The following is a 22,780-nucleotide window of genomic DNA, read 5'->3' on the forward strand; positions in this document are numbered from 1 at the left end:
AAAATGGGTATACAATAAACAAAACGGCAAAAGGATGATGAGGCGTGTTTAATACATACGATATCGGGATTGATCTTGGGACGGCGAATGTGTTGGTTTACCAAAAGGGGAAAGGGATCGTCATTGATGAACCGTCTGTCATCGCCATGGACGAGTCAGGAAGAATATTGGCAGTGGGTAGTGAAGCTAAAAAAATGGTAGGCAGAACACCAGGGAATATCCAAGCGGTGAGACCGATGAAAGATGGTGTGATCGCTGACTATGAAACAACACTCGCCATGATCAAATATTTTGTTGATAAGCTGAAAAAAAGTAAAAGTCAGACCTGGTTTCGGAAACCGAGAATTGTTGTGTGTGCTCCGAGTGGTGTGACAGGGGTTGAAAAAAGGGCAATCTATGAAGCTACTATTCAAGCAGGCGCTAAGGAAGCGTATATCATCGATGAGCCTTTTGCGGCAGCTATCGGAGCGGGTCTTCCTGTTTCAGAACCGATAGGGAGCATGGTTGTTGATATCGGCGGAGGCACGACGGAAGTGGCTGTTGTGTCTCTTGGCGGAACGGTTGTATCAAATTCCATTCGCGTTGGCGGAGATGAGATTGATGGGGCAGTAACGAGTTATATTCGCAAAACATATAATTTGGTGGTCGGCCAGCGCAGTGCTGAGGAGATCAAAATAAGTTTAGGGTGTGCCCTTCCGCTAGATGAAGAAAGGGTTATGAAGGTAAGGGGAAGAGACCTGGTGCTCGGATTGCCGAAAGAATTCGAAATTACATCTGGTGAGATTCACGGAGCTATACAGGAGCCTGTGTCAAAGATCGTGGACATAGTAAAAAATACATTAGAAAAATGCCCACCTGAACTATCTGGTGACATCATGGAAAGAGGAATTGTGCTGACAGGGGGCGGAGCATTGCTGGAACGTTTGGACGACTTGATCAGTGAACAAACGGAGATCCCTGTTCACGTCGCTGAATCGCCATTAGGGTGTGTGGCGATCGGGACAGGTAAAAGCTTGGAAAACGGCATTATCTTTGAAGCTATGAAGCAGCAAAAAGCTCAGTAACAAAAACCCTACAACATGTATTTGTTGTAGGGTTTTTATGTGTAGAATTATTCTATTTTTCGATCGGGTTTCGACTCAGTATCCTCATGGTTATAGGCAAGACGTGCACATGCGGCAGATACAAGTGCGCATACGGTATCATCTGCGAATGTGTTGCAATGGTTTCCCTCGTGGTCACTGTCAAGCTCCCCGATAATACCTGGTTTTGCTTTATCTAAATAGCCGAAATTTGTGATTGCAATCATCCCATACATTTTTGAAATAGAAGTGTTCACGCATTCATCAATTCCGTATAGCCCCTCGTCATTTCCGACGATCGATAAAAATTGCTTACCAAATATGCTGTTTTCGACACCTCTGTCAATTTCAATACATAGTTGAATCGTGTGATAGGTTTGTTGTTTTTTCAGAACTCCCATCACGTGCTCCATGCATTCGTCCATTCTAAGGTTAGGGTTATAAGGAGATTGCAGGTCGTATACCATTTCAACCAGTGAATTCATATCAATGCCTCGGGAAGCTAACAGCGCTAAAGAAGCATCCTTGTAATCTTTTTCAACTTCCCCTGTTACAAGGACTTCCGCTGTTGAAGCCACAAGGGCACAAATTCCTTTTGCGAGGAAAGATTTGGTGGAGTGATTCGGGAAAAAATGGCTAAACATGCAGTCCATGTACCCAAAGAAAGACGTTGCGCCACTTGAGTACATGTCGCATATATTAAGAGCGATGGTTCGGTGTTGGTTGTAGCTCGGGTCATTCATACTTTCGACCATATGAGGCATTTCTTTAATATGTTCATCTAATTCAATGAGAGTCATGAGGATGTTGAATGTCTCGGTTTTATTCATAATCGAATCAAGTGTTTTTTCTACCTGTTCGTATTCGAGCTCATTAAACGAGACTTTAGTAGGCACGTCTTCTAATAGCTTGAAAGTCGCTTCAATTATCATGTTTTTTGGATATACAGCAAAGCACTTTTTGTATAGATGAAGGAATACGTTCTCTCTTGTGTTTAAAAAAGATTTCAAGATCTGTGACCCCCTTAGAAATTAAGAATAACATAGATTAGAAAGGAAGAAGAGATTGTAAAATAACCAAACATAACCATACGATGCTTGATGTGTTTCAACGTTTTATTGAAACGCAGGACATGTTTCAGTCCTTTTGTTAAAAATAATATTCCCAATGTAATGAACAGTTCTTTAAAAAAACTCCCGTTGAAGAAAATGAGGTCTATCATGATCAGGATACTTAATATAAATGCGCTGACCTCGGCTAAAGTAAAGGTCGTTTGTATGGTTTTCATTAAAGACACCCCTATTGTAGATTAGGGAAAAGAGGCGTCTTTCCTTTAAAACAGTAAAACCCTCACGACAGGAAAAAGGCTGTATCAGGGTATTGCGAATTCTTAAAATCACACACCTGTAATACTGGTGTGTGATTATATATGGATCGCTTCATATAATTGAACAGGATGGTCTCCTTTCATCATGAAGTTGAGGTTGATAAGCTTTTCAATAAATGGATGACAGCTTTTCTCTTTTTGGGTGAGGTATTGTACGTATCAAGCAATATATCTGTCATTTCTTGATGGTCGCCCCGCAACGTGGTGCCAGCATAATGAAAACGGGTTCGGTTTTGTTGGTGCAAAAGAATGTATATCATGTACCCCGATTCCGAGCGAGACGCCAAGGCGTTAAAGGGATTGTGATTTTCTTTTGAAATAACAGTGTCAGGAAACAGGTAAAAAGGGTGGCTGAGATAATAGTCGTCATTCATGACGACCGTTCTTTCTAACAGGTTTCGATCAAAAAGGATCGTTTTGATAAAACGTTCTACCGTTAGGCAGGGTGAACAATGGATCAAGTAGCCCAACAAATGAAGACCTACGCTTGCGGGACAGTCGAAAAGAGTGGCTCTTTTTACGAATGAATCCAACTTTTTAATATCTGTTTTTTGGCAAAATTCCACAGTGATCACCTCAAACGTAGTATAGAATATATTGCGTAATGAGGGTAGGAGGGAAAAGGGGAATGTTTTTTATGAATCGTTTCGGGTTTCTAATGAAAACATGCGAATATCAGGGGGAAGAACTTGTTGAACTCTGTTACAAGAAAGAAGGGGCAACGGTTTCGGTTGAAAAAAACAATGCTGGATATCTCTTAACCATTTATCAAAATGGGTTGCATCATAAAAAAATAACAGCTCGATTTATAAGAGATTCAGAGGATATCAAAGCGGTGTTGGAGGCAAGCCTGTGGCGAATGTCCAAAGGGGTGTAAGTGTATACAGAATCGCCTCCCTTTTGTGTTTGATCTGGTTTCGTTCACTTTATCGAATAAGGGTAGAAGGTGAAATGCCTGCATCAGGGGGAGTGATTATCTGTCCAAATCATCAAAGTTTATTTGATCCTCCCTTGCTGGCAGCCATTACTAGAAAAAATAGACAACTATACTTCATGGGGAAAGCGGAATTGTTTCAATGGAAGTTATTCGGGGCTATATGGAGGTCATTTGGTGCATTCCCCGTTCAAAGGGGTAGAGGAGGGGGTAGTGCTATGAATGAAGCGCTATCTCTGTTAAAGGAAGGGAAGGCAGTCGGGGTATTTCCGCAAGGGACTAGAGTAAAACGGGGAGAAAGAGGCAGTGTGAAAACGGGTGCGGTTCGGTTGTCAGTCGATGGGAATGTTCCTATTGTTCCTGTTTCCATCAAAACGTCCTATCGGTTCTTCAGTTCAATTGTAATCCGCTTCGGCAAACCATACTATCCAAATCCGTTAGAAACACCCCGCAGGAACGCGAATGTTCTGATGAACAAGATTCAACGTATGTTAGAATGAGCGAAAAAGAGGAGGCCGAACATGAATGAACAAGCATGTTTTGAGAGGGCGCTAGAATTAGCCGCTTCAAAACACAAAGGTCAAACGGATAAAGGTGGCAATCCATATATCCTTCATCCTTTAGCCGTTATGAGCAGGATGGATACGTTGGAGGAAAAGACGGTAGCTTTGCTTCATGACATTGTGGAAGATACAGATGTTACATTTGAAACGCTCGAGGAGGAGGAGTTTCCTGAAGACATAATAGACGGAGTTAGAAGTGTCACGAGAGAAGAAAACGAAACGTATGACGAATTCATCAAAAGGTGCAAAGAAAACGCTTTAGGGAGAAAGGTGAAAAGAGGTGACCTCTTAGAAAATAGCGATTTGAGCCGAATTCCTAATCCGACCAAAAGAGATATAGAGCGGGTAAATACACGTTATAAAAAAGCGTTAGAATATTTGGAATAGTTTCAAAGGCAACTGATAGCAGTCAGTTGCCTTTATATATAGAATTTTTTGATTGTTAAGAATGGAATGATTATTAAAACTTGTAGAACTAGTCTGATTTTTTATTATTCCCATCATTCAGAATAGTTTAGTGAAACAAAGGGAAATAGAACAAACGTTCGTAATTTTGCGGAAAAAAACACAAAAAAACCATAGCAAAGCATTGGCCAAAATTCGTTATTATTCATTTTTTTTCGTCTAAATTGGTTAAATCTAACGAAAATAGCTAACACTTACTAATAATGACTGATTATTACGCATCCATATACAGAATACATATAGGATTCGAATTAGTCCGAATTAAATATTTTGAGAGATGAGGCGTTAAATATGCAAACCAAAAGAGGGCCACGAAAGCGTTTGAAGGCAAGTAGTTCCAGATCTGTAAATCTTGAAAATGAGATGTGGGCCATGCTCGGCGGATGGGCAGATGAAGAGGAGATATCAATCAGTTCTGTGTTACGTAAATGCGTAGACGCTGAGATTGAACGAAAGAAACAGCGTGGTTTCGTGTATTTCGTTCAAGAAAGTGTTACCAACAAGGTCAAAATCGGAAGAACCAAAGATTTGGAACGAAGAGGTAGTGAATTCATTGCTAAGATGCCTTGGGATATGATTACACTTCATACGATCGAGACAAACAACAGTATGTTAACGGAAAGACTCTTTCATGAACACTTTAAAGAGAAACGTATTGCTTCTACGGAATGGTTTGAACTGTCTCGGGAAGATATCAACTATATTCAGAGTGGGTATTATGAAGAGCAAATTCAGAAATCTATTGCAGGTTAATAAAAGCCGACTTCTTGTACTGTCGGCTTTTATAGAAGGAACAGGATAAAACAAATGGCAAACAGGGTTAAAAGGTTCATATAGGAAAGCGTGTAAGAGTGAGTGAGAATCATACATTGAATTCTTTCCTTTGGTGAGAAAGGGAGGATGGAAATTTGCTTTCTCGCTTTTTTATTAGCATCCCACTCGTTCATAACTGTAACCGCGTAATGAATGACGATAAGGATACCTATAAAGAAAACGGCATTGTGAATCGGGTAAGAATATACAATGGTAGACGCCAAGATTCCGATCGTTCCTAATAACTGCATAGCGTATGTAAATGTTCTTATGCGTGTTAGGCCTGAATCGTCTTTTTCCTGAAGAGCGTGTCCGCACTCATGCAAGAAGCTTGTTACGGAATAAAGGGTAAACCCTTTCCTTGTATCCATATTTATGCGTTTAGCGAAAGGAGAGAAACTGTTTTTGTTAATTAAAAAGACGGTGACATCCGAAATTTCTAAAACGTTCAGATGGGAGTCGATGTCATCTCTTCCGAACCAGGGTACGGTTTTTTTGTTCGTCCAGTGCCAATAAACCATAAGGCCAATATGTAACAAGAGACATAACACAGAAAAGATAATCAAGATCATGGCCGCAGTCTGATCCATGGTTTTTTTACAGCAGAGTCGATGACGTTGTCAAAAGAGGATATATATAGCGTTATATTCAATGCTCTGTTCGAATGCCAATTTAGAATAATTGTTTTAAGATCAGGATTTTCCGTTATAAAGTAAAGAGATGAGGTGAAGTGAGCATAAGCGTCCAATTTTTGAGTCAATTCATTCTCGCTTATGCTTTCGTTGAGGACCATAATATACTGTGTCTGCGATTGATCAGGGTGGAACAAGATGAAGTCAGAACACTGGTTATGAGAGTGAACGGTATATCCTTCTTTTTTGAAATGGGCGAGCAACGTTTTTCGTTGCGTTTCCGCAGCATTTGACTTCGGGCGTTTTTTTAAATAGGATAAGCCGATGATAGATGTTAAAGCGGCAAAACTGCCGCCAGTAATGAACCATTTTTTCACGTTTAAACAACTCCTTTGTGGTGAAATAGGGAGGGAATTAAAGAAAGGGGCGTAGCGGGCTTGTTTATTGAAACCACCTAGCTTTTCAAAAAGGGAAGGTGAACTCCCTTTTTCCCTGTTATTTCGTTTTTTGATCTCATTGTATTCTTGGTTATAAAAACCCTTTTTTCTTCGTTGGTTCAAGGCATTTTCCGAGTGATCGCGTAAGAAGCCCCCCCAAAAAGCAATTTTCTCTCTTTTTTCCTTTTCGTTTCCATGTGTACAGGGAAGAACCAAGTTGTCCATGAGTTTGGCGAAAAAGTCAAAAGAATAAGATGGAGAATGGGTCAAACCTTCTTTTTTAATCCTCTTTCGAGGATTATAGAAGTGCTTCTGCGAATGAGGAAACGAACACCATACTACGATGGTTAATCCGCCTGCTCTTCGTTCGTTAACTCAGAAGCTATTATCAATACGGTGGATATAGACATACAGACAGCTGAGACACACCAGAACATCATAAGGCATCCCTCCTGTTCTATAAATTTATGTAACTCTTAATCGTAAAACGAAGCGGTTCTTATTCTTGTTTCATCGGGATGTTGTGGCGGGTAGTCTGATGCAAGATCTCTTCACTTAATAACCGCTCAGGTATAAAACCAATTTCATTTTTTTCTTCATCCAATAATACAAATCCAATTTCCTTTGGTTTTAACAGGTCGAGTCGTTTGCTTCCTTTAACATTACGTTTTTCTTTCTTGAAACTTTGGACTCTAGTGAGGGGGATAATTTCTTCTTTTTTTGATGAAATAAATACGATGCTGCTCCTCGTTATGCGAACTCGGGTACGGTTAATTTTACGGGCATGGAGGGCATAAAGGCCAACAATGCCAAGGGTCACAGGAACCATAAGAGCTCTTTGTTCACTGAACAGGGAAGGGAAAATCCAAAATGAATTAAACCAAGCCAACCCGATAAAAGCTAATCGGAATGAGTAAGGGCTTTTGAATTCGTATACAACCTCTTCATTATAATCGCGATTAGCTTTTTCAACAGTGTCCAACAAAGCAAGGAAATGCTCGTCCACCTGATCTTTTTGGTAGGTTGCGAACTGGCTATACGTATTGCCTGTTGATTCCACCGTTGGTTTCTCGGACTTCTTATAACCGCCCGATACAGCGATCATCCACCCTTTTTCTTTCCATTCATATACGGTAGAACGGAATTTGAAAAGATAAAATTCATAATCTTCTCCGTTTAATGTTTCGGTATAAACGTCAATTAGCTTTGTATCGCTGGGGAAATGACCAAGGTTATCGGGTTGAGTTAACCAGGTGATCAATTGACTTTTGGCAAGGTGTTCTTGTGTTTTGAACTCTTCTGGGAACAAATTCAAACGATCCAGTCTTCTCAATTGTTCATAGAAATAGTTTCTCGATTCATCATTTCGTGCAATGCAGTTTTGCAATTTTTTCCCGATTTTTTGGTTGTTTTCTAAGAGGCCGCAACAAGCAACAGCTAGGATGAGTTTATCTTTAAAAGTTAAACAAACTTGCTTTAATTTTCTGTTTGTTTCTTTATCGTTGATGTAGCTTAGCATATGGAGAATTAAATTGAAAGGGTAACGGTGATCCATATAGTCATCTTTATATGTTACATATAAGGCTTTATCTTCAAATGATTCTTGATAAGGAAGAAGGCTGGTATGAAGGTATTCAAATTCATCCATAACACTCTCTTTGTGGTCTCTGATAAGCGACCGATCTGTCCATCCTTCAAGGACATGAATAAAGAAAAGCTGAAGGATTCCGTACCTGAAATTTTGGTGTTCGAGAAGTTTGAAAAGAGATGGAAATAGTATGGAACTGTATCGAGCAGTTTTATGAAAGGTTTCAAATCGGAGATATGGGATATCATTCATATAGGAGCAGGAAAAATCTACATATTTTTGAATGGATTCATCCGTGTCGATCATAAGGAGCAAATCAAGGACAATTCCCTTGGCCATGACCGAATATGAAGAAAAGTTTTGTACGGCCTCTTCATATAGCTCCTGTGAATGGTATTTTGATACGAAGTTGGTCAAATGATAACTAGGGTCATCCCATGTATCGTAAGGGTTTTCAACTTTGATGGTCTTTGCTTCTTTCAAAAAACGGATCAGGTCATGGGAATCAACGGTATCCTCCTTGTATTTTTCAAGGATTTGATATCCTTTCAGCCTTTTTTTGGGGCTTTTGCTTTTAATGTGGTAAAGCGCCATTTCCAGTTTGAAACTCACATGCATCACCTCTTGTATCTTCTTCGACCACAATAAGAAAAACCCTTAAATGTAGACAAGAGAACGCATGAAACATAAGAGGGGGAGAGAACTTTGAGAATGGGTACATACACAGTTGGGGCAGTTATAGGCGTTGTTTTGAGGTTTTGGGTAGGGTATTGGGTTTATGCAGACTGGGGGTTTCCGTTTCCGTTATTGATGATGAATCTTGCTGGCGGTGTTTTGCTTGGGGTTTTATACAGCTATCATCTGGATCAAAGACGACGTTCTTTGTTTTTGTACGCAATGATGGGGGTGGTAAGTTCGTTTGCGGTATTAGCTCCCTTTTCCTATGAGACGTTTGTATTGTTGCAAAACGGCAACGTCACGGTTGCCCTGCAATATGTTGTGGCCACCTTAATGGGTGTCCTGATATGCGGATTGGCGGGAAAGAAAACGGTTTCTTGAATATGGAAATTTGTTGTGGTATTATGAGATTCATAGACGGGCGTTTTGTTCTCCTTAAATAGGTGTTTTGTTTTTCGGTCTCTTCCCCGTCGTAAGAAGCTGCCCTCCATTGGCAGCTTCTTTATTTATATAGAAGGATTACATCATCATTCAGGTATACATAGAACAACAGTGCCGATATAAAGGACTGCAAAAACCACAAGGAACCTTTTCCTTGTGGTTTTTTTGTAGGTTGAAAACTATGCGATGCAATTGTTTACTCAAGTGGTAAAAAGTGGTCTAAAATTCCATCGCAGTGGATATAATGAAACTATAAAGCATATAACAGTGGAGAGGAGGAGGGTTGTGAATTACGCTAAGGTAGGCCCTGTAATACGTGAGAAACGGAAAGAACGGGGATATACTATTGAAGAATTAGCTTCTAAAGTGGGTGTGTCGCGCGGGTATTTGGCAAATTTTGAAACATTGAAAACTAAAACTATTGATATGGACGTCTTAGTGAAATTGAATGCTTGTTTGGGCGGATTAGTAGCGGCAGAAATGCAGGAAAAAGATAATCACGAAACGCTTGCGTCGTATTTGGATGAACAATATATAGTAATACAAGAATTAATAGAGGAGGATCCAGATCAAGCCAGAAGAGTGATCACTATTATAAACAACGTGTTACAGGCTATTAAAAAATAACGACGAAAAAGGAGATATGTAGAATGAAAAAGGTTATGTTTGCATTAATGATAGTGTTTTTCTTTGGAGTAGGTCATGTTGCTGCGGCTGAAGGCGTGGAAAAAGTTTGGTTTAAACAAGGTTTGGAAGGAAGGGTAGCGGAAGTAGTTCCGTATAATGATAAAATTTTTGTGGTTACCCGAAACTATTCTGGGCAAAGTTACCGATTGTACACGTATACGAAAAGCGGGAAGTATATTGATAAGTTGAGTCTTACAGCGGAGGACCCGTTTTTTAATACTGATACTGGTGTTATGGTTTTGTTGAATGCCAATTCAAAGGTGATGTCGGTTTATGATATGGATACCATGAACATCCAAAAAGAGCACCAGTTAAAAGGCCAGATTATAACGGATAGCGGATTCAACAGGATTGCAGGGGACTTTTTGTATGCAGATGGATATGGAGAAGATGGCGAGCTCCATGTTGTGAATTTACTCACGGGAAAAGAAGTAGTTTTGAACACAGAGTATGATGTGAGTGATTACGAAGTCAGCTCTAGTGGGATAACTGTTTTCCAAACCATTGATCGTTCAGGATCCTACCAAAAACAAATAGAAGCTTTTTCGTCAACAGGAGAACGGATGTGGACACTTAAAGAAGATGTGGAATTCTTTGCAATAAGCGGGGAGCAAGTGTTGGCGGCCACTTACGATAAACAGATTCTGACGATTGATCTGAACAACGGCTCTATTCTCAACCGAACCACAAGTGAGTTGGACATGAAATACGAATTCTTAATTAATACTCCCGACCAAGTGTTTATGCCTGCACTAGATGGTGATAAGGGTGGCTACGTGTCCTTTAACCCTGAAACGGGCGAGGCAAATGATGTGTCTTACGATCAAAAGACCTTCCAAAAGGATGATCAACAACCTGTGAAAGTGATCAAGATGAAGAACGAGAATGTTCTTGAAGCGACAAACTTCCCTATCAGGGGGGATGATTATATTACGCGCTACAACGCAGTTCTGACTCTGACATCCTACAAGGGAGAAGTGTTATGGCAGCATAAAACAAACCAAAGAATTATTGATTTTTTAGAAAGCAAACAAGGAGTCTTGGTGTTAGGGGAAAAGGAAATCATAATCCTTAATCATAACGGTCATGTTCATAAGAAAATGCCTCTCCCTGCCCCTATTGATGACAGCGTATTTGAGGAGGAATCGGGTCTGTTGTTCGGTCATAATTGGAATTCCAGTGACGGGGATGAGCTCGTGATGTACAAAATCGATCTTCCTGAAAAGAAAGTGGTAAAAAGGTATTCCACAGACAAAATATGGACGGTTACGTTTAATACAGCAATGGATTTAAAATCCTTGAAAAATATCAATATTGTAGACAATGATGGGAACTCAGTAGACATTATGGTGAAAGGGGAAGGAGAAAAAGCCATCATCACTCCAGTTGAGAAGTATGAACGAGGCCAAACATACACCATCCTTATTCCGACCACGGTAACGAGTGAACAAGGCGTTCCATTAAAAGATGAAGTTCGTTTCTCTTTTTTAACTGTTCAATAATAAAAACAATCTCTGGCTTTTATAGTCAGGGGTTGTTTTTTTGTAAAAAGGGGCGATTCTGTTTGTATTTTTTGGTTTTTTTGGTATAACCCGAAGGATGGCAAAGGAGGGAGTTTATGAAGAAAGTGATGATGGTTTTATTGGCTACCATGTTGATGGCACCTTCTTTGGTGCGGGCAAACGGGGAGGGCCCTGTTTTAACGCTTGTTGGTGAGGTGTATGAAGGTGGGGAGATTGAACGGACATTTATCGATCACCTGAATGATGATTCCGAATACAAGCACCGTATAATGGTATCGGAGCAAATCGTAAACAAGTTAGGGGATCAGCCCTCCTTGCAAGATGTCAAAAACGAATTAACAGCTGCTTACATATTGCTTGATGCGGAAGAACGATTGGAGGAACTGTATCTTTCTTACCTTTATATGGGGACGGATCAAATTGAGGTAGGTTTTGATTACAAGCGTACGTTCCTGGAACAAAAAGAGCAGGCAGAGGCTTTTGCCGCTGAAAAGGCCAACGAGTGGGAGGCGCTATCGGATGACGCAAAAAAAGAACGATACAGTTTACCTGATCCTTATCTGATGAACTTTAAAGAAGCAGAACAATATATGGCAAAGCAATACGAACAAGAACGAGGGGAATCATTCGCAGAGTGGGACGTGTCAGAAGGGGATGAATCAGCGGATCGTGAAGAGGAAAACCAGGATTCCGATCTTTGGACCATTCTTTTGTCGGTTTTGCTCGTAGCTGGAATTTTATTTAGTGCTGTTCTGGCTTTCGGAAAAGGAGGTGGGATACGATGAAAAAGCTGATGTTTTTCTTGATTAGCCTGTTGGTGTTAGCGCCTGGTGTGATTCATGCCGCTTACGATTTTGGGAACGACACGGATGCGACGGCGGGGATGTGTACGGGGAATACGACTTCAACGATCGACGTGCAGGGAATCATAAGCTACTACAATATTAAAGAAAAGAATAAAGCAGGAAAGCTTTTGGACCGAGATTTGTTAGCGGAGCGCGGGTTAGTGGTCTACGGAACTCCGCGTAGCGGGCCGAGCTACACATTGCGATGTCATCAGCCTGAATTAAAACATCTTACATTCAGAACACATCGTATTCTCGGGTATACTTATGATAATCGTGAATTCCAAGATCCGTTTTTCCCAGACGACTACACAGGGCGTAGCGATTATTTGAATAACAATCCTGTGTTTTTGGAGCCTTGGAAAAATAGCGCGATTGTAAACAAAGGGAAATGGAGTCCTTCTTTCCCTGAGCCAAAAGCTCCTAACCTTACGTCAAAAGATTTGGGGTATTTGCGCAATGTGGTAGCAGGGGGGAAAGGGAAAAAATCCAAATATATCTGTAAAAGAACAGGTGTCACGGATCCTGGAGCCAATCACATTTACGTTCAGTACAATGAGGATGATAATAGAAAGGACGACATTCCGTGCTGGAGTAATTATGAACCAGCGGACGTGACAGAACCTAACGTGCTTGAGCATTTTATCTCTAACTATACCCGCCCAAAAGATTATACACCTGGAGTCTTCGATGTATACGTAAATACATGGCCGTGTATAGGGAAAATGTGTTACAAAACGTTTTTCATCCCGCCTCTTAAAAAGCCAGTTGAGCAACAAGACAAAGATGTATCCGTAGATTACCAAATCGATAAAAAAACGTATAAGCCAAATGAAGAAATCACGATGCAAATTTCTATGACTTCCGATTATAAGGGGATAAAGGTGGATTCAAGATGTGGGAAACACCCAGGAAACGCCGAATGCCGAAGCGGTATTTCTTCTGATAAAGAAGTGTTTAGTTATAAGTTCGTGTCAGAGGGCGGAACGGTGATCGAGAAGTTGTATTCCTTCTCAAATTTAAAACCAGGACAAACCGCAACACGTTCTGTGACAAAAGATAAAGTCGTTCTTCCTGAAAAAGGAAATTGGACAGTTACCGTTCAGGCCCCAGAATATAAGGATGAAGTGGATTATTCGAACAACAGGAAGACGTTTACCATCACTGTGGATGCAGTTGAAAATGCGAAAGTAGAAGTGACAGGGGGAGATATATTCCAGGATGGAGAAGAAGTGGACGCTGTCGTTTCTGTTACAAATAATATGCTGAATCCGATAAACGGGAACCTGGAAATCGTATTCCTGGATGAAACCAACACAATTGTTCAGACCATCAATCGCTCATATACGGCAATCGGACCAGGTAAAACAAGCTCGTATAATATAGCAGATGATAACATTGTTCTGGGCACGAACACCAATTACGTTATCAGAGCTACGATAGACCGCTATCCAGGGGAAACAGACTACGGGGTTCCGATTGACTCTTCTGATAATCGGGATACGCATAATATTAGTTATCTTCCATTCACACCTGATAATCTGGAATGTAAAGATCTGGGGGTGGATTACACGAAAGTGGTAGGTGGTCCTAATATCGGATTGACGAAATTATGTTTAGGTACGGTGCCGAAATATCCGAGTACCATTGTTGAACGCGGACAGGGGTCCTACTTCTTCATCGACTATAAGCTGTTCCCTATGCCGTTTCCAGCTTACGAGATTACAAACCTGGATGATAAAGGCTTCCGACAGCAACTCAGCTTCAAGGAACCGACGGACAAGTTAGGGGCATGCGAACCTGGAACAGCTGATACCGAGTGCCGAGAAATCGATTCGTTCCTTTATTATCCGAAAGACCATAGTAACGTATCTGGTTTGAAAGGGCCGTACACGGCTGGACCTCACGATGATTTTCATTATATGTACAGAGGTCGGATGATGCCAAAGACCATAACATTTGATTTTACGATTACAGATCCAAACGGTCAGATTGTTGAAGACAAAAATAAAGCAGCAAAAGGGATCGGGACAGTGGTTTTTGAAGTGGATCCAGATAAATGTTACCGAGAAGACATGATTGAAGTAGAAGAAAAGTGCCGCAATATCATGCTATACATACCAAAAACGGTTAAATCTTCTTCTGCAAAACCTGTGAAAGTGCCAGAACAACTTCATAAGGCATGGAAGGTGCCTGATGAAGAAGATCGTTTCCAGTTCTTAAACCCTGGAATACACACATTCCAATTGAAGGTATCGGAAGAACAAGTCTACTATTACCAGTTTGATGAGGGACACGAAACCCAAGGCCAAAAAGGAACCATGACGGAAATAGGAGAAGGCCCTGTATCTACGCACCAAGTGACATACGGAACGGGTCCTGGCGGATCGAATGAATGGATTATACAGGATGACTTCTTAAACTATTGCGGAAGTGAAGAAGATGCGTTCGGTCAGACGGGTGAGTGGAAAGGGACAACTTTCGATGAAAAGGATGCACCTGACAACTATTGTGTGCACCGTCATGATCAGGACTGGCATTATTGGACGTACAAATGGTCAGACCCTATTAATTATGGGTTTATCGAAAACTAAAAAGGTGCTTCGGCATCTTTTTCGTTTTTGTTCATTCTTATCTCGATATTTCTTTTATAATGAAAAGAAAACGAGGTGAGTCCATTGAAATATACAATCATATTCGTTCGTTGCGGGGATGAGGTATTACTGGTGAATCGAAATAAAGCTCCTAATATGGGGCTGTGGAATGGGGTGGGAGGTAAGATTGAACAAGGAGAAACGCCCGTCCGCTCGGCTCAGCGTGAATTAATAGAAGAAACGGGTATTACTGTTCAGGAGAATGACCTTATCGACGCGGGAACCGTCCGTTGGATCGGCGAGGACGGGGAAGAGGGAATGCATGTGTATCTGGTGGAAATGGATTCGAAACCCAAACATCTTCAAACGATTCGAGAAACGGAGGAGGGGATCCTTGATTGGAAAGGTATTGATTGGATCATGGAGTTCCAAAACCAAGGTGTAGTCGAAAATATACCGTACTTTCTCCCCTTTGTATTGGATTGTTTCCCTTTATCGCATGCGTTCTATTACCGCGGGGATACCATCGTGAATTATGAAGCCAGCTAAAGCAGGGGGACCTGCTTTTTGTTCAGGAGGGGGATTGTTATGATCATTAATTTGAACGATTTTATGCCACAAAACGAGTCCTGGGAGCATTTTTTCCTGAAGCAGGTTGGAAGAGCGTTTTTGTTTCAACAGGGTATGCGTTATATCGGACTTGAAGTGAATGGAATGATGTCGCATGAACCAATGATTTCTGGAAAGACAAAAGAAATCATTGATGTCGTGGGTGTCCTTCGTAAAGAAAAAAGAAGCGAGGTATCCATCAGGGTCATGAAGAAGATAGAGGGGCGTGCCCTTTTGTATGGAGAGCAACTAAGTATTGTGGAGCCTGACAAATGGAAGATGGGAGAAATGCGTTTCATTCAGGGGTTTGGATTAAACAAGGAAGAAAAAGAAGAACTTGAAGTTAAGAAATTGTGGTGTTTTCAGCGAGGTTGTGAAGAGCTCGGGTATCCTGAACGGTTTTATGAACAAATGAAGTGGATTTATTTCATGGACTACGAAATGCGCGGAATAGAGGTTAAGGTGAGCCGTGAAGATTTTAAAAAGGGATTTTCGACCCTCCCAGAATATAGTTATGTTTTGGTGCCTAAGGGTTTGATTTCAAAAGAAGAGCTTCCAAGAAAGACAGGGCTGCTAGAGTTTGATTTTGAACGTTATAATAAAGAGACTCAAAAGCCCCGCGAAAAAGTTTCTCCTTGGAAAGAGGCCTTAAAAGTAACGAAGCGCCCAAAGAAGATGTATGATGAACGGTTCAAAAAGAAAAGAGGATCACAGACGATTGTGGATCGAAACAAGCATGACGCATTCTGCTTTTCTCTGATCGAGAAAGTGGCTCAGGAGAATACGGAAGAACTGCTGTTTTGGAGCCCTCATATGAGGCAGCTGGATGAAGGGTACAGAGGAGAAAGATGGAACAGTCGGTTCCAATATCAAGTTGGCGAAAAAACAAAATGGGGCCTAGTCGCAGACCGAACCCTGGGTAAGGGGGATGTGCGGTATCGACATGAGTGCTATTATAAATTCCTTGCAGAAGGACAAGGATACAGTGACTGGATCGGGGAAACGAAGCTAGTATAAGAAAAAGCACTCAAATTTAAATTTGAGTGCTTTTTTTGGAGTCTCTGCGATCAGTCTTTATGTTTCTAAACCAAGCTCCATTTCTTTCAGTTTCAATTCCCGCTCCTTTAAATCGTTCGCCCGCTTCAATTCCTCGGCGATTCGGTTTGTGTTGTCCATTAAAGTGGGTAATTGGTGTTCAAAAAACGTTCGTCCGTATCCTGTTTGGTGAAAATCTATGCTCATTATGATCCCTCGCTTTTTTTTGATATACCTCCAGTATACAACGCCTGCGAAAAAACGGAAAAATACATAACCATTTCTGTAAAAGTTTGTATAATGAGAGGGAATATATGGAGAGGATGATTGTGATGAACACGACATTAGCCGAACGCATTTATACCACGATTAAGAATCACGGGAAACCGATGAAGATAAAAGAAATCGCCAGTGAAATTGATGACAAGCCTGAAACGACGATCAGAGGGCGCTTGTATCGACATCTGAAGGACCGCTTCGTACGCGTAGCTAGAGGGGTTTATTGGATTGTCGGGGAGGGCATAACCTCTTCGTGCCTGGTTGTGGAAGGAAATGGACGTGATCTTTCGAATCTCGAGGATGAGTCAGTTGATGCGATCGTGACGGATCATCCGTGGGAAGATAAAAAGTCGAATACTGGCGGGTCCAGAAAATTTGTATCGTCTTATGAGGACACGGCGTTTCGGTATACGCAGGAAGATTTCGATGAAAAAGCGAGGGTTCTTCGTGAAGGGTCTTTCCTTGTGGAGTTTATTCCTGCTGAGAATGAAAACAATTACCAGTATTTATATGAAATGAAGCGGATGGCTGAGAAAGCAGGGTTCCGCTACTACTCAAAAGTAGCATGGAAAAAGGGGACATTTGTCTCCAATACAGGCCGAAAGAGCAAGAATACAGAAGAAGTGCTCTTTTTCACAAAAGGGAAAGCCAGGAATCTACGGCCTGATCAGAAAAAGATTAAAGCGACAGGTTTTCATCATACGATGAGCGGAGCAAAAGGGATGCTTCCGACCATGTTTGATGTACAGCCTCCTTCACGGAAAGAGCGGGTGCATCAGGCTGAAAAACCAATCGAACTCTACGAGGAAATTATAGAGCTGATCACAGAACCAGGTGAAATTGTGCTCGATCAGTTTGCAGGTAGTGGGAATATGGGGATTGCTGCGATCACGAAGAAACGATTCGGAATCCTCTATGAGTTGTTAAAAGAAAGCGTAGAGGGGATAAAAGACAGGTTGACGTCCTTTTGCGGGATTGAACGTGAACCTTACGTGATGACTTCCTAACGGAAGTCTTTTTTATTGAGAGTGATTCAACGGTGATACAATAAAGGAAACCAAATCTTATAGAAAAGGATGATGATAATGGAAGAACGTGTGTATATGGTGAGTCATGATGATTTTGATGGAATCGGTTCGCCTATTGTCGGGGGAATTCATTTTGCTTTAAAGGATGTTCCATTTCACTATACGTGTCTACCGTTGAAGAAAGTAGATAAAGAGATCAAAAGTTTAATTGAAAGAGTGTCAGTGGAAGGATTCAAGAATGCCAGGTTGTATATCTGTGATGTGTCCGTAAATCACGAAACCGCTGATCTTCTTGACTACTTGTATCATGAAGGTGTGAACGTCCGCTTCCTTGATCATCACGAGAAAAACCTATGGATGAATCGGTATCCGTGGGCTTCTGTTGTGACGGAAAACGAAGGAGGAAAGCAAGAGTCTGCTACCTACTTGTTTTACCAGGAACTCACAAAAGAAAACGGAGGGAATGGGATATTAGCAGAAGATATCATTGACGATCGACTCCATGACTTTGCTTTTGCGGTTCGGGAGTATGACACGTGGAGTTGGGCAAGAGATGAGCAATACGGGTGGATGGCAAAAGATTTAAACGATCTGTACTACCTTCAAGGGCAGAAGGAATTTGTTCAATCCATCGAACATAAACTCCGTTATGGAGCAGATGAACATATGTTTTTCACAAAAGAGGAGAGCTTATTGTTAGAGTCTGAAAAGAAACGGATTGCGGCCTATACGGATGAAAAACGAAAGCAGCTGGTGAAACAGGAGATGCTGATCGGGGGAACTGTGTATCGGGTGGGAATTTTGTTTGCCGAGCAGTATATATCAGAAATAGGGCACGCCATTGCGAAAGAAAACAAGGACCTTCATTTTGTCGTCCTTATTAACATGGGAGAGAAGAAACTAAGTTTTCGAACGGAAAAAGAGCTTGTTAATTTGAATGAGGTTGCTGGCACCTATGGCGGCGGAGGGCACCCGAAAGCAGCGGGGGCTTCAATTACGATGTCTGCGTTTAAAGATTTTGTTATGGGTGAGCATCTATTTTAAAAAAGACCAGACTATGAGTCCAAAAAAACACGTAGGCCGCTACGTGTTTTTTCTTTTCGTTACAGTACATTACATTACTTTATGTTACTTCGTCTTGGTTACTCGGGGACGTTTCATCCGCTTCATGAAAAAGGTTCAGCCTCATTGCTTCTTAATAAAAGAGGTGGGAGGCGATACTATGGTGTTTGATTTAAATGTGGATGAAATTTTTAAGGTAGATCATGAATGGTACGGCGTGTTGAAAAGCCAACGCGACCCCTCTTTTAAACGATATGTTCGGGTCTTGTTTCGGTCCCATCGTTATGAATGGGAGAGTTTAAACGAGACAGAAGAAAATGTGATCAGACGCATTTATGAACGACGGTCAACAGGTTGAAGAGCAACGCCAGTATAAGGGTCGTAAAAGTCCTCATGGATTAGATAAATAACCCCCGTTTCAGCCCGAAGGGTAAAATACGCCTGAGGGTCTAACTGGCGCTTTATGAAATCGTTCGTATGTTTATCGCAGAGAGATAGAGAGGTGTCGGTGTCCTCAATAAGCCAATTGAGGGTCTTCTGATGGCAGACGAGACAAGTGTTTGGACGCTGGCGGGAAGGGTGTTTTGTGATCTCCAATTCAGGATGCCCATCCTCTGGATCCAATGACCACACTAAAAGATGGTTGGGGCAAAGTGAGAAGCGTTTGGAACCATTATCTAAGGTTACCAGGGTATTGCTGAGGGAGATGTTGCAGTTTTTTTTATCGCACAGGGACATATCGATTCTCCTTTCGTTTGTGTTATTATCCCCGCTCTCCCTTTGAAGTTATCCATGGTGAGTCAAAAGTTTTGTGTGATCGTGACAAGGGGTTGTGTGCTACAATGAGTGAGGTGCCCCGTCACTATACGATACAACAGAAAGGGGAATGAAGATGACGAGTTCCTTGTTTAGGCTAGTGAACGATATCATTGTTCCGAAAGACCTCATCCCCGCTTCTTCGATTCAGACAAAAGAAGAAGCTGACTATTATGGTGGGTTAATCGGAAAAACTCTTATTCCTTTTGATGAAATATGTGACCTCATGAAACATATGGACTTATCCAGCGAGAAGGTTTATTTTTCAACAAAAGGGGTCAGCTCATATTATTATTACGACGCACCAGCCGTACTCGTTGAAATGTTCGGTGCAGGAGAGAGAGAACTCGACCTGCTTGATACCTCAGAACGGATTCACCAGGCTCTCCGCGCCGCTAACGAGAGTGTGCTGGAAGGGGATTACAAACGTTTATTTATGCATGCGGACAACCGCATTCGTATACATCTTTATAACTGCTTGTTTGATCAGATTCCTGCGGATCAAAGGTATGACTTGTTTTTAGAGGTATATCAATCAGGGGAATACGGATTCGGCCATTTTCGCCCTGATATTTTGGAGCATGTTTGGGACGATCAGACAGAACGATACAAAGAACAGATCAAGGAAAAGCTGGACGCTCTCTCGAGTGGAAATGAGATTACCGTGTACAGAGGGCATACCAGCCGTTCGACCTCGCCCGAAAAAGCCTATTCATGGACCACATCCCTCCATACAGCCTTATTCTTCTCCAATCGTTTCGAAGAAGAAGGAGACGTTTTAAAGGGTGTGGTGAAAAAACAACATGTTCTTGATTATGTAAAGGACGAGGGAGGGGAAGAAGAGGTCTTAGTTCATCCTGATTCTGTTTGCAATCGAATGACCATGCCTCTGTTGAAAGCCAGCGAAGAGATTCCTCACTTGGAAGAGATGGGACTTGTGGATGTTTATCATGACTATGGTAGTGAATTAGAGGAGGAATGGTTTAAAGATCCTTACGGAACTCACGGCGTGTTGCATACAAAGCGGGTTCTTCTTCACGTGCTTTCGCTTTCTGAAGCCCTTCAGTTGTCTGAGGATGACCAAAGCATCTTGTGTGAAGCGGCACTTTATCATGATATCGGTCGCACGCATGATGGCGTTGACTCTGAACACGGCCGAAAAAGTGTGGAAAAAATGAAAGAGCTAGGCATCACGCCTGGTCTGCCGATAGAGTCAGAGCAAATTATGGCTCATATCATCACCTATCATGCTTATTCTGATGAAGAAACGGATCAGCTTATCCAAAACGAGGTTGAGGAAGAATGGCAAGATAAGACGAAGGAACTTCTTCATATATTTAAGGATGCTGACGGGTTAGATCGGGTTCGTTTGGGTGATTTAGATGTAGCTCAGTTGCGAACAAAAGAGGCGGTAGAGCGCCCGTCCTTTGCCTTGCAGCTGTACCGAGGGATTCGATAAAATCATATTGGAAATACAGATGAACGAAGAAAAGCATTTTGTGTATTTCACAACTTACAGTTAAAAAGACTCCCTTTAAGGGAGTCTTTTATTCAAGGACAATTTCTTCGTTCATCTCTTCTCCTGCTCGGATCAATTCCGCTTCAAAGAGTTGAAACATCTCATACGCCTCATCCATCAGCCCGTACGCCTCTTCTTCTTTATCCCAGTCTTCATTCGAATAAGCATCAGCCAATAAAACGAAAGATTCACGGTGTTTTTCTATGGCTTCGGTGCGCTTTGATTGGAGGTCTGAAAATGATTCAGAATCGAAAGGTATTTTTTTGCTTAACGACACTGCCTCATCTGTCACAGGAATCAACTCGTCCTCAATTCCTGCAACGATCACACTCAAATCCTCTTGTTCCATTAGAAGGTTGTAATCATCAATCGAGGTATTGAATACCTCCATGACCTCATCGTGATTGACCATAAAAGGACCGAGTTCGCTTTTTTGGTTGAACGCGTCAACGAACTCTTCTTTCGCTTCACTGCACCCCGCAACCGACACGCACAACAGAGCTAATATGACCAGTAACCATTTTTTCATCCCATCACCTCCTAAGTTCTATTGAGTGATTTGATTTTTTTGAACGGAATCCCTTCATTTTCATCGATAATAATCGGGTTGAATTCTAACAGAAGTAGGCTGCTTTGCTATAATACTAAAGATAAGGAAGTGATAGGATGTATAATCTATATGTTGGAAATCCTTACGAGACGTGCAGAGACGGGGATACGATATGTGTAACCACAAACGGCCAGATACGCAAAGACGGGAAGGCTGTTATGGGGAGGGGGAGTGCTAAATTTGCAAGAGACACGTTCGGAGCGGACGGGATACTGGCAGAATACTTGAAACAATATGGTAATCGCGCCTTTATACTTGGCAACTACCCTTATAAAGGAAAAACCATTACACTTGTTTCCTTTCCGACCAAACATCACTGGCGAGATAAGAGTGATATACACTTGATCGAAAAAAGTGCCGAGCAATTAGTGGAGATGGCTGATAAGTTCCATCTGAAACGAGTGTATATACCGATACCAGGGTGCAGCAACGGAGAACTCTGCTGGTCTGATGTGAAGAGAGTCTTAAAGGGGTTAGATGAGCGGTTTATCGTTTATTCATTAAAAGAAGAGGATTTTAATAAGTAAGACACCCCTAGAGGTGTCTTTTTTTTGTTACATCAGGCTTCCTAAAAACAAGAGAGACAGAAGGGACACGAGTAAATCTAAGGCCAACAGCGCTAAAAATACTTTTTTATTCTTATGAAATACCTTTTTATACTTCTTTAGCATATGTTCATCCCCCGTTATCGTTTTTTTAATGGACCCGTTTCTGGTGTTCTTTTTACATCTATTATATGCAAGGGGAGCAAGGGATGTGCAAAGAATGGGAGAAAAGGTGTAGGAGAGAATCAAGAAGCGAGGAGGAGATGGAATGGTTAAAACGATTTATGTATACCTTGTTTTGTTTGCCACCCTTATGATGACAATAGGAGGCAGTGTGGCAGCGTTTTCGGCTCTTTCGGATTATGTGTATCCTACACCTTATATCCAGACGTATGAATCCTATAAAGAGATGCAGATGCAATATGAATGCACGGACAAGAGTGTGACGTGCGCTTTAGAGGATGATTTGATGAAAAAACAGTACACCGAAATGATAGATAGTGAGAAGAAAAATATGAAAGAGCGGGCATTATCCAACTTCATCAAAAGTCTCGGCTGGATTGTCATCCCGTTTCCTGTATTCTTATATATCATGCGGAAAAAATAGA

At 41.5% G+C, this 22,780-nt stretch carries 26 protein-coding genes; 18 read left to right on the top strand and 8 right to left on the bottom strand.

What is annotated here, in order from left to right; translation table 11 throughout:
* Nucleotides 1-44 precede the first annotated feature (44 nt).
* Nucleotides 45-1,064 carry a rod shape-determining protein gene (locus IMZ31_RS22720; RefSeq protein ID WP_207530730.1) on the top strand — a complete coding sequence of 340 codons (1,020 nt, stop codon included), beginning with the start codon at nucleotides 45-47 and terminating at the stop codon, nucleotides 1,062-1,064.
* Between the two features lie 47 nt (nucleotides 1,065-1,111).
* Here IMZ31_RS22720 and IMZ31_RS24550 read toward each other — a convergent pair whose 3' ends face one another.
* Nucleotides 1,112-2,092, bottom strand: coding sequence for a phosphatidylglycerophosphatase A (locus tag IMZ31_RS24550; RefSeq protein ID WP_242705736.1), 981 nt, complete (start codon nucleotides 2,090-2,092; stop codon nucleotides 1,112-1,114).
* 14 nt (nucleotides 2,093-2,106) lie between these two features.
* Nucleotides 2,107-2,370: a hypothetical protein gene (locus tag IMZ31_RS22730; protein ID WP_207530731.1), complete on the bottom strand. Its 264-nt coding sequence runs from the start codon at nucleotides 2,368-2,370 to the stop codon at nucleotides 2,107-2,109.
* Nucleotides 2,371-3,106: 736 nt separating this feature from the next.
* On the opposite strand from IMZ31_RS22730, the gene IMZ31_RS22735 reads away from it, so the two are divergent.
* From IMZ31_RS22735 to IMZ31_RS22750, 4 genes are all read left to right on the top strand, one after another.
* Nucleotides 3,107-3,346 (top strand): hypothetical protein, encoded by a 240-nt coding sequence (locus IMZ31_RS22735; protein WP_207530732.1) that lies wholly within the window; start codon nucleotides 3,107-3,109, stop codon nucleotides 3,344-3,346.
* Entirely contained in the window at nucleotides 3,322-3,903 is a 582-nt protein-coding gene (locus tag IMZ31_RS22740; protein WP_207530733.1) for a lysophospholipid acyltransferase family protein, read from the top strand. Before IMZ31_RS22735 ends, IMZ31_RS22740 begins: the two co-directional genes overlap by 25 nt.
* Nucleotides 3,904-3,924: 21 nt before the next feature.
* Nucleotides 3,925-4,353 (top strand): HD domain-containing protein, encoded by a 429-nt coding sequence (locus tag IMZ31_RS22745; RefSeq protein ID WP_207530734.1) that lies wholly within the window; start codon nucleotides 3,925-3,927, stop codon nucleotides 4,351-4,353.
* Nucleotides 4,354-4,722: 369 nt separating this feature from the next.
* On the top strand, nucleotides 4,723-5,184 hold the full coding sequence (locus IMZ31_RS22750) for a GIY-YIG nuclease family protein (RefSeq protein ID WP_207530735.1): 462 nt from the start codon (nucleotides 4,723-4,725) through the stop codon (nucleotides 5,182-5,184).
* A gap of 29 nt (nucleotides 5,185-5,213) precedes the next feature.
* Here the strand turns inward: IMZ31_RS22750 and IMZ31_RS22755 are convergent, their stop codons facing one another.
* The 3 genes from IMZ31_RS22755 to IMZ31_RS22765 all read right to left on the bottom strand — a co-directional run bounded on the left by IMZ31_RS22755 (nucleotide 5,214) and on the right by IMZ31_RS22765 (nucleotide 8,513).
* A complete protein-coding gene (locus tag IMZ31_RS22755) occupies nucleotides 5,214-5,834 on the bottom strand; it encodes a zinc metallopeptidase (protein ID WP_207530736.1) in 621 nt (206 codons plus the stop codon).
* Nucleotides 5,813-6,253: a hypothetical protein gene (locus IMZ31_RS22760; RefSeq protein ID WP_207530737.1), complete on the bottom strand. Its 441-nt coding sequence runs from the start codon at nucleotides 6,251-6,253 to the stop codon at nucleotides 5,813-5,815. Before IMZ31_RS22760 ends, IMZ31_RS22755 begins: the two co-directional genes overlap by 22 nt.
* Nucleotides 6,254-6,812: 559 nt before the next feature.
* Nucleotides 6,813-8,513, bottom strand: coding sequence for a hypothetical protein (locus tag IMZ31_RS22765; RefSeq protein WP_207530738.1), 1,701 nt, complete (start codon nucleotides 8,511-8,513; stop codon nucleotides 6,813-6,815).
* A 99-nt stretch (nucleotides 8,514-8,612) separates the two neighbouring features.
* On the opposite strand from IMZ31_RS22765, the gene IMZ31_RS22770 reads away from it, so the two are divergent.
* The 7 genes from IMZ31_RS22770 to IMZ31_RS22800 all read left to right on the top strand — a co-directional run bounded on the left by IMZ31_RS22770 (nucleotide 8,613) and on the right by IMZ31_RS22800 (nucleotide 16,295).
* Nucleotides 8,613-8,960: a fluoride efflux transporter FluC gene (locus IMZ31_RS22770; RefSeq protein WP_242705764.1), complete on the top strand. Its 348-nt coding sequence runs from the start codon at nucleotides 8,613-8,615 to the stop codon at nucleotides 8,958-8,960.
* Between the two features lie 345 nt (nucleotides 8,961-9,305).
* Complete coding sequence (locus IMZ31_RS22775; protein ID WP_207530740.1) at nucleotides 9,306-9,647, top strand: helix-turn-helix domain-containing protein; 342 nt, start codon at nucleotides 9,306-9,308, stop codon at nucleotides 9,645-9,647.
* A gap of 23 nt (nucleotides 9,648-9,670) precedes the next feature.
* On the top strand, nucleotides 9,671-11,209 hold the full coding sequence (locus IMZ31_RS22780) for an Ig-like domain-containing protein (protein ID WP_207530741.1): 1,539 nt from the start codon (nucleotides 9,671-9,673) through the stop codon (nucleotides 11,207-11,209).
* Nucleotides 11,210-11,325: 116 nt separating this feature from the next.
* Entirely contained in the window at nucleotides 11,326-12,015 is a 690-nt protein-coding gene (locus IMZ31_RS22785; protein ID WP_207530742.1) for a hypothetical protein, read from the top strand.
* On the top strand, nucleotides 12,012-14,669 hold the full coding sequence (locus IMZ31_RS22790; protein ID WP_207530743.1) for a COG1361 family protein: 2,658 nt from the start codon (nucleotides 12,012-12,014) through the stop codon (nucleotides 14,667-14,669). Before IMZ31_RS22785 ends, IMZ31_RS22790 begins: the two co-directional genes overlap by 4 nt.
* Nucleotides 14,670-14,753: 84 nt before the next feature.
* Nucleotides 14,754-15,218 (top strand): NUDIX hydrolase, encoded by a 465-nt coding sequence (locus IMZ31_RS22795; protein WP_207530744.1) that lies wholly within the window; start codon nucleotides 14,754-14,756, stop codon nucleotides 15,216-15,218.
* Nucleotides 15,219-15,257: 39 nt separating this feature from the next.
* Nucleotides 15,258-16,295, top strand: a complete 1,038-nt coding sequence (locus IMZ31_RS22800; protein WP_207530745.1) for a hypothetical protein — start codon at nucleotides 15,258-15,260, stop codon at nucleotides 16,293-16,295.
* Between the two features lie 57 nt (nucleotides 16,296-16,352).
* Here the strand turns inward: IMZ31_RS22800 and IMZ31_RS22805 are convergent, their stop codons facing one another.
* Entirely contained in the window at nucleotides 16,353-16,520 is a 168-nt protein-coding gene (locus tag IMZ31_RS22805) for a hypothetical protein (RefSeq protein ID WP_207530746.1), read from the bottom strand.
* 107 nt (nucleotides 16,521-16,627) lie between these two features.
* Between IMZ31_RS22805 and IMZ31_RS22810 the strand changes: the two genes are divergently transcribed.
* The 3 genes from IMZ31_RS22810 (at nucleotide 16,628) to IMZ31_RS22820 (ending at nucleotide 19,040) form a co-directional block, all read left to right on the top strand.
* The gene (locus tag IMZ31_RS22810) at nucleotides 16,628-17,599 is read left to right on the top strand and encodes a DNA methyltransferase (protein WP_242705737.1); all 972 of its coding nucleotides are present in this window, start codon (nucleotides 16,628-16,630) and stop codon (nucleotides 17,597-17,599) included.
* Nucleotides 17,600-17,677: 78 nt separating this feature from the next.
* On the top strand, nucleotides 17,678-18,664 hold the full coding sequence (locus IMZ31_RS22815) for a DHHA1 domain-containing protein (protein ID WP_207530747.1): 987 nt from the start codon (nucleotides 17,678-17,680) through the stop codon (nucleotides 18,662-18,664).
* Nucleotides 18,665-18,842: 178 nt separating this feature from the next.
* Nucleotides 18,843-19,040, top strand: a complete 198-nt coding sequence (locus IMZ31_RS22820) for a hypothetical protein (RefSeq protein ID WP_207530748.1) — start codon at nucleotides 18,843-18,845, stop codon at nucleotides 19,038-19,040.
* Here IMZ31_RS22820 and IMZ31_RS22825 read toward each other — a convergent pair.
* Nucleotides 19,016-19,279 carry a hypothetical protein gene (locus IMZ31_RS22825; RefSeq protein WP_207530749.1) on the bottom strand — a complete coding sequence of 88 codons (264 nt, stop codon included), beginning with the start codon at nucleotides 19,277-19,279 and terminating at the stop codon, nucleotides 19,016-19,018. The genes IMZ31_RS22820 and IMZ31_RS22825 overlap by 25 nt on opposite strands.
* 295 nt (nucleotides 19,280-19,574) lie before the next feature.
* Here IMZ31_RS22825 and IMZ31_RS22830 point away from each other — a divergent pair, with 295 nt between their 5' ends.
* Nucleotides 19,575-20,957, top strand: coding sequence for an HD domain-containing protein (locus IMZ31_RS22830; protein ID WP_207530750.1), 1,383 nt, complete (start codon nucleotides 19,575-19,577; stop codon nucleotides 20,955-20,957).
* An 88-nt stretch (nucleotides 20,958-21,045) separates the two neighbouring features.
* On the opposite strand, the gene IMZ31_RS22835 is transcribed toward IMZ31_RS22830, so the two are convergent.
* Complete coding sequence (locus IMZ31_RS22835; RefSeq protein WP_207530751.1) at nucleotides 21,046-21,546, bottom strand: hypothetical protein; 501 nt, start codon at nucleotides 21,544-21,546, stop codon at nucleotides 21,046-21,048.
* A gap of 137 nt (nucleotides 21,547-21,683) precedes the next feature.
* On the opposite strand from IMZ31_RS22835, the gene IMZ31_RS22840 reads away from it, so the two are divergent.
* Complete coding sequence (locus tag IMZ31_RS22840) at nucleotides 21,684-22,154, top strand: macro domain-containing protein (protein WP_207530752.1); 471 nt, start codon at nucleotides 21,684-21,686, stop codon at nucleotides 22,152-22,154.
* Nucleotides 22,155-22,440: 286 nt separating this feature from the next.
* Entirely contained in the window at nucleotides 22,441-22,779 is a 339-nt protein-coding gene (locus tag IMZ31_RS22845; RefSeq protein WP_207530753.1) for a hypothetical protein, read from the top strand.
* Nucleotide 22,780: the final 1 nt, after the last annotated feature.

This window comes from Pontibacillus sp. ALD_SL1, from assembly GCF_017355605.1.